Source organism: Candidatus Bathyarchaeota archaeon A05DMB-5, assembly GCA_019685655.1.
Classification (GTDB): Archaea; Thermoproteota; Bathyarchaeia; order Bathyarchaeales; family Bathycorpusculaceae; genus DSLH01.
Genome location: JABFQP010000002.1, coordinates 261486 through 269275, shown reverse-complemented (window position 1 = coordinate 269275; position 7790 = coordinate 261486). Strand labels below are relative to the sequence as shown.

11 protein-coding genes, 1 tRNA gene and 1 pseudogene are annotated in these 7790 nt (G+C 40.4%); 12 read left to right on the top strand and 1 reads right to left on the bottom strand.

Features of this window, described 5'->3' with window-relative positions:
- Positions 1-162 precede the first annotated feature (162 nt).
- The 12 genes and pseudogenes from HM003_04310 to ftsY all read left to right on the top strand — a co-directional run bounded on the left by HM003_04310 (position 163) and on the right by ftsY (position 6830).
- A tRNA-Leu gene (locus HM003_04310) sits at positions 163-284 on the top strand.
- Positions 285-414: 130 nt separating this feature from the next.
- Positions 415-1756, top strand: a pseudogene (locus HM003_04305) (B12-binding domain-containing radical SAM protein).
- A gap of 220 nt (positions 1757-1976) precedes the next feature.
- Positions 1977-2303, top strand: coding sequence for a ribonuclease P (locus tag HM003_04300; protein MBX5328560.1), 327 nt, complete (start codon positions 1977-1979; stop codon positions 2301-2303).
- A complete protein-coding gene (locus HM003_04295) occupies positions 2300-2581 on the top strand; it encodes a YhbY family RNA-binding protein (protein MBX5328559.1) in 282 nt (93 codons plus the stop codon). The genes HM003_04300 and HM003_04295 overlap by 4 nt, the downstream gene beginning before the upstream one ends.
- A gap of 57 nt (positions 2582-2638) precedes the next feature.
- Positions 2639-3106: a 30S ribosomal protein S19e gene (locus HM003_04290; GenBank protein ID MBX5328558.1), complete on the top strand. Its 468-nt coding sequence runs from the start codon at positions 2639-2641 to the stop codon at positions 3104-3106.
- A 1-nt stretch (position 3107) separates the two neighbouring features.
- Positions 3108-3440 carry a DNA-binding protein gene (locus HM003_04285; protein ID MBX5328557.1) on the top strand — a complete coding sequence of 111 codons (333 nt, stop codon included), beginning with the start codon at positions 3108-3110 and terminating at the stop codon, positions 3438-3440.
- Position 3441: 1 nt separating this feature from the next.
- Positions 3442-3597 (top strand): 50S ribosomal protein L39e, encoded by a 156-nt coding sequence (locus HM003_04280; GenBank protein ID MBX5328556.1) that lies wholly within the window; start codon positions 3442-3444, stop codon positions 3595-3597.
- 270 nt (positions 3598-3867) lie between these two features.
- A complete protein-coding gene (locus tag HM003_04275) occupies positions 3868-4161 on the top strand; it encodes a 50S ribosomal protein L31e (GenBank protein MBX5328555.1) in 294 nt (97 codons plus the stop codon).
- 412 nt (positions 4162-4573) lie between these two features.
- On the top strand, positions 4574-5257 hold the full coding sequence (locus tag HM003_04270) for a translation initiation factor IF-6 (protein ID MBX5328554.1): 684 nt from the start codon (positions 4574-4576) through the stop codon (positions 5255-5257).
- Positions 5254-5502, top strand: coding sequence for a 50S ribosomal protein L18a (locus HM003_04265; protein ID MBX5328553.1), 249 nt, complete (start codon positions 5254-5256; stop codon positions 5500-5502). The genes HM003_04270 and HM003_04265 overlap by 4 nt, the downstream gene beginning before the upstream one ends.
- A complete protein-coding gene (locus HM003_04260) occupies positions 5486-5932 on the top strand; it encodes a prefoldin subunit alpha (protein MBX5328552.1) in 447 nt (148 codons plus the stop codon). The genes HM003_04265 and HM003_04260 overlap by 17 nt, the downstream gene beginning before the upstream one ends.
- Positions 5925-6830: a signal recognition particle-docking protein FtsY gene (ftsY, locus tag HM003_04255; GenBank protein MBX5328551.1), complete on the top strand. Its 906-nt coding sequence runs from the start codon at positions 5925-5927 to the stop codon at positions 6828-6830. The genes HM003_04260 and ftsY overlap by 8 nt, the downstream gene beginning before the upstream one ends.
- 4 nt (positions 6831-6834) lie before the next feature.
- Here the strand turns inward: ftsY and HM003_04250 are convergent, their stop codons facing one another.
- On the bottom strand, positions 6835-7749 hold the full coding sequence (locus HM003_04250) for an ornithine carbamoyltransferase (GenBank protein ID MBX5328550.1): 915 nt from the start codon (positions 7747-7749) through the stop codon (positions 6835-6837).
- Between the last annotated feature and the right edge of the window lie 41 nt (positions 7750-7790).

Sequence of the window (7790 nt, the reverse complement as noted above, 5' to 3'; positions counted from 1 at the left end):
TGGGATTTGAACCCACGACCGCCGACTTAGGAGGCCGGTGCTCTATCCGTACTGAGCTACCCGCCCACACAAGCATACCTACTCAAAATGTGAATTTTAACTTAATGCATGCACAGCACAAAAAACTTAAACTGCACAAAACAATCAACAATACGCGGTGCGGCGGGGGTACCCGAGCCAGGTCTAAATAGGCGTGGGTCAGAAAACACATAAGCCTAAGATAAGGGGGAGGACTTAAGATCCTCTGGCGTAGGCCTTCGTGGGTTCAAGTCCCACCCCCCGCACTATTTTTTGGAATCTTTTCATCAATAGAGTATAATTGCGGATTTTTGTGGCGGAATTTGCTTAACGTATTCTTTGAAGCTTTATAATGGTCTATTCGTAATTCTTTCACAGTTATGGAGACGAAGGAAAATGTCAAAGAAATTGCTACTTATCAATCCAGTTAAAACCAGCCGCGTAGGGTTAGCAGTGAATCCAAGCTCTCGCTTTCAACCATTGGGGCTGGGAATAATTGCCGCATTAACACCGCATGATTGGAAGGTCGAAATTGTTGACGAAAATTTCACTTCTTTTAGTTTTCAAGAAGCCGATTTAGTAGGTTTAACAGCTTTCACGGCAAACGTATGCAGAGCATATGAGATTTCTAGCCTTTACAGGAAAAGAGGAACACCAACTGTGCTGGGCGGGATTCACGCTTCAATGTGCCAAGAAGAAGCTTTGCAGTATGCAGATGCCATCGTAATTGGCGAGGCAGAAAGTGTTTGGGTTGATGTCATTTCTGATTTTGAGGCGGGTAAAATGCAGGAAATCTACAAGGGAGACTGGTTGAATTTACAGGAAATGCCTCAACCCCGCCGTGACTTATTCCATCCAAACTACATGGTTCGGTTCAGTTCAGACCTCACGAGGATGCCCAATGAATTGCGAGTTCTGTTCTGTCACAGTCTTCAATGGTCATAAATATCGCAAGCGTCCAGTGGAAATGGTTCTGGATGAGCTCCAAACGATTCCTCAAAAAATGGTTTTCTTTGTAGATGACAACATTATCGGCTTTGGCAAGGAAGATGAGGAACGAGCTATCGCCTTGTTCAAGGGAATGATTAAACGCGGCATCAAGAAGGATTGGTTCTGCCAAGCGTCCATCAACTTTGCCAACAATGATGAAGTGCTGGAATACGCGGCGAAGAGTGGATGCCGCATGGTTTTTCTCGGGTTGGAGGCAGAGAAGACAGACGCGTTAGAAGAAGTGAACAAAAGAATGAACCTAAAAGTTGGAGTAGACGCTTATGAAGAAACGTTTCGCCGCATTAATAAGCATGGTATTGCAGTGCTTGGAGCTTTCATCTATGGAATGGACGGCGACACATCAGAAAAGTTACACCAACGTACCTGATACATTCTAAAATCTGGAATTGACGTGATGCAAGTAACTTATTTGACGCCTTTGCCAGGAACCAAAACATTCAACAAACTTAAAGATGAGGGACGGCTGCTTTACACCAATTTTCCGTTTGACTGGATTTACTACGACATGACTGAAGTTACCTACAAGCCTCTCTCAATGAACCCAGAAGAACTCACAAAAGCCATGCAAGAAAGCACTCGCCAACTTTACAGTCACTGGGCAATTCGAAGAAAATTCATGAAGACATGGCGTGCCACTAAAAGCTTTACGACTGCAATGTGGGCTTACACCTCCAACAAAAACTATCGCAACGTGGCTTTTGGAAGAGAAAACAGACACAAAAATTAGAAAAATATCTCTGCATCACGATTGTTTCTTTTCATTTACATGTGGAAACTCAAAGTTCAACCTATTTATAAGGGGGGATACTCAACACAGAAAGCAAGAAGCAACCAACATTCTCATCCCACCAAATCAAACCTCTAAATGAACAGATGAATTTTGTTACGGAAAGACTAATCTCATTAAAACCGAAATAATCTCACTAAATAAGGTAACGTGTAAGCAAATGCACGACAACACTAAACACATCGCAACACAACGCATTCACACACTATTCCGTTTAGCAAAAGAAACCTTCCACGACGACCCACAATTAGCACAGCGCTACGTAAACATAGCAAGAAAAATAGCCATGACAGCCAAAATCCGCCTACCAACAGAATACAAACGACAAATATGCAAACATTGTAAAAGCTTTATCCTACCTGGCGTGAATTGCCGTGTGCGAATAAAACAGCAAAGAGAACCACACTTAGTAATAACATGCCTCAACTGTGGTAACCAAATGCGCATACCACTAAAAAACAAGAAAAAGGAGAAAACAAAAACATGAGCAAACTCAGCGCAGGCGCCAAACGCCGCATCAAACACAAACTAAGCAAAGAAAAACCCACAATATGGGTTGGCAAAAGCGGAGTTTCACAAGAACTTCTGAAAGAAATCGAAAAGCAACTTGACAAAAAAGAAATGCTAAAAATTAAACTACTAAAAACTGCATTAGGAGAAAACGAAGCAAAACAAGTCGCACAGCAAATAGCAGAACAAACACAAGCAGAGCTCATCGAAGTTAGAGGTCACACTTTCATCCTTTACAAACGTCACAAAAAGTGAAAGGCTTTATATTTGGCTTCCCGATTTACTGAAGGAAAAATCAGAGGAAAAAGAATCTTGGTAACCCCCCACGACGTTCCAGCATCAAAACTCATCGAAAAACTAGCCACATACCTAAAAGAAAACGTTGAAACAATAAACCCGCCAACATGGGCAAACGCGGCTAAAACAGGCTCACACGTTCAAAAACAACCACAAAACCCCAACTGGTGGTACATTCGCTGCGCATCCCTCCTAAGAAAAATCTACATCCATGGACCAATAGGCATAGAAAAACTACGCGCAGACTACGGCGGAAGAAAAGACTTCGGCGTCAAACCAGAACACGTGGTCAAAGCAGGTGGAACAATAATAAGAAAGGTCCTACAACAACTAGAAACTGCAGGTTTAGTTGAAACCTTGAAACCCAAAGGAAGAAGAATAACACGTGAAGGAAGAAAACTACTACAAGAAATCGCCGAAGAACTTTACAAGGACCTAACAAAAGAAAATCCAGAACTAGAAAAGTACATGAAAGGCGATTGAAATGTCAGATGAAGACGAACTTGAAGAACTTCGCAGAAGAAAACTTTTGGCTTTACAACAAAAACTAACCGAAGAACAGAGGCAAGAACAACTACAGCAACAGCTGGAACTGCAAAAGCAAGCATTACTAAGAAAAATATTAACTCCAGAAGCAAGACAAAGACTAACCAACCTAAAAATGGTCCGACCAGACTTCACAGACCAACTAGAACTACAGCTAATCCAACTGGCACAAGCAGGAAAGCTACCCATACCATTATCAGATGAACAATTAAAACAGCTACTCATACAACTCCAAACCCACAAGCGAGAAACAAAAATAAGGAGAATATAACATGGCGCGAAACAAACCAACAGCAAAAAAACGAAGACTAGCAAAAGCAGGAAAACAGAAAAAAGCCGTCCCATCATGGATAATGGCTAAAACAGCAGGAAAATTCAGAACACACCCAAAAAGAAGACAATGGAGAACCAGAAAAATAAGAGCATAGGAGGAACACAAATTGAAAGAGGAAAACAAGGAAAAACCAACAACTAAAGAGGAACAAGAAGAGCTACCCAAAACTTCTGAAGAAGAAGCCAAAGAAGCAAAAGAGGAAACTATCGAAGAAGTTGAAAGCGAAATAGAAGAGGAAAAAACAGAAGAAAAGCCTGAAGAACCCAAAGAAGCCGAAGTAACGGAAGAAGAAAAAATAGAAGAAACAGTTGAAGAAGAAAAAAAGGTAAAACCAGAAAAAGAAGAAAAACGCGAAGAAGAGGAAATAGTTGAAGAACGAATCTACACCATCCCTCTAAGCAGAGCATGGATTGCCACACCCCGAAAAAGAGCACCAAGAGCTATCAGAATAATCAAAAGTTTTGTAACAAAACACATGAAACTTGAAGCGCACAAAGAAGGAGAAGAGGAAGAAGAACCTAAAAAATTAATCCTTGATAACAAAGTAAACGAAGCTGTTTGGAGCAGAGGCATAGAAAAGCCCCCTAGAAAAATCCGAATAAGAGCCGCAAAAGACAAGGAAGGCAACGTTACAGTTTATTTGGCTGAAGGAGATTAACGAAGCACTCAACAACTGCATAAACCAACTTGTAATCCCAAATTATAGAAATATACGTCTTCAGTCCCAACAACCGTAACAAACATGTATCTAATTGAGAATAATTACGTGGGAGAAGAGGGAAGGGAAAGAAAAGGACGACTTTACGCCGTCCTAATTCACTGGGCTCTCTCCCATTCAATAATAGGCGCTGTTGTATATTTAAGTTTTTGTTTTTCACCGCTTCAACAATTTTTTGGGACACTTTCCAAAAAGTAAACATGCCATACGCTACAATGATAAAAGCACAGTAAAGCACTATTGAAATTTAATTCGTAAACAAATTCACATCGCTTCTTTATGGTAGCCTTTAAAAAGAAGCTACAAATAATTATCTTCGCCTAAACTCACCACGACCGAAGGAGATTATTGCTTGGCAATTTACCTATCCACCATTGTTGGAAGCGTAAGCATAGGCGTTTATTCGCTTGCGACAGATAAAATAGTCATAGTTCCCAGAATTGTCCCTTCAAAGAAGGCTGAACGACTTCATGAATGGTTAAAAGTCAAACTGGTACATACAACCATTGGCGGTTCAATTTTGGTCGGCGCACTTGCATGTGCAAACTCAAATGGGATTCTGCTTCCTCATTTCATTAAGGAAGAAGAACTTAACGCCATAAAATCAACGTTCGAGGGAAACATTACCATAATGGAAACAAAGAAAACCGCATACGGAAACCTAGTTCTAACCAACGACCATGGAGCAATCGTTGACCCAAGATTGAAAACACCCGAAATTCAGAAAATCTCAGAAACGTTATGCGTTGAAGTTGTAGCTGGTGAAATTGCTGGATTACCTTATGTAGGCTCGCTTGGAGTTGCAACGAACAAAGGTGTTCTGGTTCATCCAATGTTGAAAGATTCTGAACGTAAACTTTTGGAAGAAGTGTTAAAGGTTCCCGTTGAAGTTGGCACCATTAATTGTGGCATACCTTATGTTGGTACTGGTTTAATCGGTAACAGCTATGCTGCTGTGGCTGGAGCTATGACAACTGGACCCGAGATGTTTATAATTGGGAACGCACTGGATGTTGTGAAGGAGGAAACTGCATGAAAGTTTTCAGAGTGTCCGGCGAAATTCAAAAGCCAAACTTGAAAACTTCGTTCAAAAAAGAAGTTGTGGCAATGAAGCCAGAACATGCTATAGAAAAGGTTTATACAGAATTAGGAAGTAAACACCGCGTGAAACGTTACCACATAAAAATAGCAAATGTAGAAGAAATTCAACCTCAAGACATCGAGAATCCCTTGTTAAAAAAACTTGTTACTGGAGAAGAGGAACTTGGCGAACAAAAGTGAAGAAGAACTCCGCAAATTAAGCGTAGAAATCCGTGTTCTCGAAGCTAATGCAGAAACAGTCCAGTCAAGAATTAACATGGTAAACGCCGTTATAACCGACTTATCCTACGCGAGCATGACACTGGAAGGTTTAGAAAAAGAAAAAGAAAACTCTGAACTCATGGTTCCTATAGGTGGCAACTCCTACATAAAAGCAAGACTTGACAACCCGGATAAGGTAATAGTCGGAATGGGTGCGGGGGTATCAGTTGAAAAGACTTTACAAGAAGCAAAAGAAATAATCAAAAAGCGCCTTGAAAACTTAGAAAATACGAGAATGATGCTTCAGCAACAGCTCGCTCAAATAGCAGAGAGAATAGGCGAAGACAGAGAAAAATTTGAAGCTTTAGTGGCAACGCTCAGAGAGGAGAAAGCCAAAAAAGATGTTTGAGCGGCTTAAATCAGGATTGAAAGGACTTGTAAACAAAGTCACCACAACCGAGCTTAAGGCTGAAAATCTGCGCCCAATGCTTTCTGACTTCAAAATAAGCCTTATCGAAAACGATGTCGCTTTTCCCGTGGCAGAACGAATATGTGATGAAATGGAAAAACGCTTAGACGGCGTTCAAGTTAAGCGTCTTGAAGACCGCAAGAAAATTGTAGAAAAAAACTTACGCGAAGTGCTTTTAGAAGTTATGCTTACAAACAACAAAATAGACTTTTTTAAGGCAATTGAAGAAAAACGGAAAAAAGGCGAGCCTTTTGTGATAGTTTTTGTTGGAATAAATGGTACTGGAAAAACCACATCAATCGCTAAAGTTGCATGTCTACTGAATAAAAAAGGGTATTCTGTTGTTCTTGCGTGTAGCGACACGTATAGAGCTGGCTCCATTGAACAGTTAGAAGAACATGCAAAACGTTTAGGAATACGAATGATTAAGCACGAGTATGGTGCGGATCCTGCCGCAGTAGCCTACGACGCCATAAGCCACGCCAAAGCACACGGAATAAACGTTGTTTTAATAGACACGGCAGGTAGGATACAGACAAACAGAAACCTAATGAACGAACTTGCAAAGGTAAAACGTATTGTCAATCCCGACCTCACCATTTTAACTGTAGACTCGCTTACTGGAAACGACGCTGTAATGCAAGCCGAGGAATTTCATAAAAGTGTGAACATAGACGCGACAATACTAACTAAGGTTGATGCTGACGTTAAAGGTGGATCTGCTCTCAGCGTCACCTATGTAACAAAAAAGCCGATTCTTTTTATTGGCGTTGGACAAACTTATGATGATTTAGAAGAATTTAACCCAGAGAAATTCGTGCAAATGATCTTGAAATAATTTTTTACTGTTTTTTCAATAGTTTTAGTATTATCGCCTTTGCAGAGTAAAGCCTATTTTCGCTTTGTTCATATATAACTGACTTTGAGCTTTCAATAACGTCTGCGCTTATTTCGTATCCTCTGTGGATGGGCATGTCATGCATTATATAGGCATTGCTTTTCTGTAGTAACTCCTTGTTTATTTGGTAAGGCATCATAAGTTTTACGCGCTTTTCTTTTTCTGCTGCAAATTTAGGATCTAAAAAGAATTCCATGTCAACCCAAGTGTCTGTATAAACAAAATCTGCATCCTCAACAGCTTTCTTAACATCTAAGGTAGTTTCCCAGAGTCCAGTTTTCTTTGCCTTTTCCAAAAGTTCTTCGTCTCTTGATGGCTCGTTGAATATCGGCGTCACCGTGGTTATTTTTACTCCGGTTTTTGTGCATCCTTCAATAAGCGAATTACAGACATTGTTGTGAATGCCTATGTAAACCAATTTTGCACCTTTTAACTTTCCCTTTTTCTCTTTCGCCGTCATTAAATCTGCTATTGCTTGGCTTGGATGATATTTCTCGTCGCATCCATTTATTACTGGAACGCGTGAAGCCTTAGCCATAACTTGCAAGTCAGCGTTTTTCAGCAATCTCGCCATCATACAATCAACGTTACGCGACAAATATTGCACTTCATCGTAAATGTCTGCAAGGGCAAAGTTTGTTGTTCTCCAATCTATGTAAAGAGCGTGACCACCAAGCTGAGTCATCGCAACTTCAAAAGAAACACGAGTTCGGGTAGAAGTTTTTTGAAAAATCATAGCTAAAGATTTACCATCCATAGCATTTCGATATTTTTGCGGGTTACTCTTGACTTCTATGGCTCTGTCAATTATCTCTTCAAGTTGTTGACCAGTTAGCTCCTTAAAATTGATTAAGTGCATTTTTCCACCTTTATTTTTTGGACTTTAAAGGCTCAACCGAC

Bases quoted from the DNA above. Each gene is read 5' to 3' on its own strand.
- HM003_04300 (MBX5328560.1), top strand. From the start codon at position 1,977: ATGCACGACAACACTAAACACATCGCAACACAACGCATTCACACACTA.
- HM003_04295 (MBX5328559.1), top strand. From the start codon at position 2,300: ATGAGCAAACTCAGCGCAGGCGCCAAACGCCGCATCAAACACAAACTA.
- HM003_04285 (MBX5328557.1), top strand. From the start codon at position 3,108: ATGTCAGATGAAGACGAACTTGAAGAACTTCGCAGAAGAAAACTTTTG.
- HM003_04280 (MBX5328556.1), top strand. From the start codon at position 3,442: ATGGCGCGAAACAAACCAACAGCAAAAAAACGAAGACTAGCAAAAGCA.
- HM003_04265 (MBX5328553.1), top strand. From the start codon at position 5,254: ATGAAAGTTTTCAGAGTGTCCGGCGAAATTCAAAAGCCAAACTTGAAA.
- ftsY (MBX5328551.1), top strand. From the start codon at position 5,925: ATGTTTGAGCGGCTTAAATCAGGATTGAAAGGACTTGTAAACAAAGTC.
- HM003_04250 (MBX5328550.1), bottom strand. From the start codon at position 7,749: ATGCACTTAATCAATTTTAAGGAGCTAACTGGTCAACAACTTGAAGAG.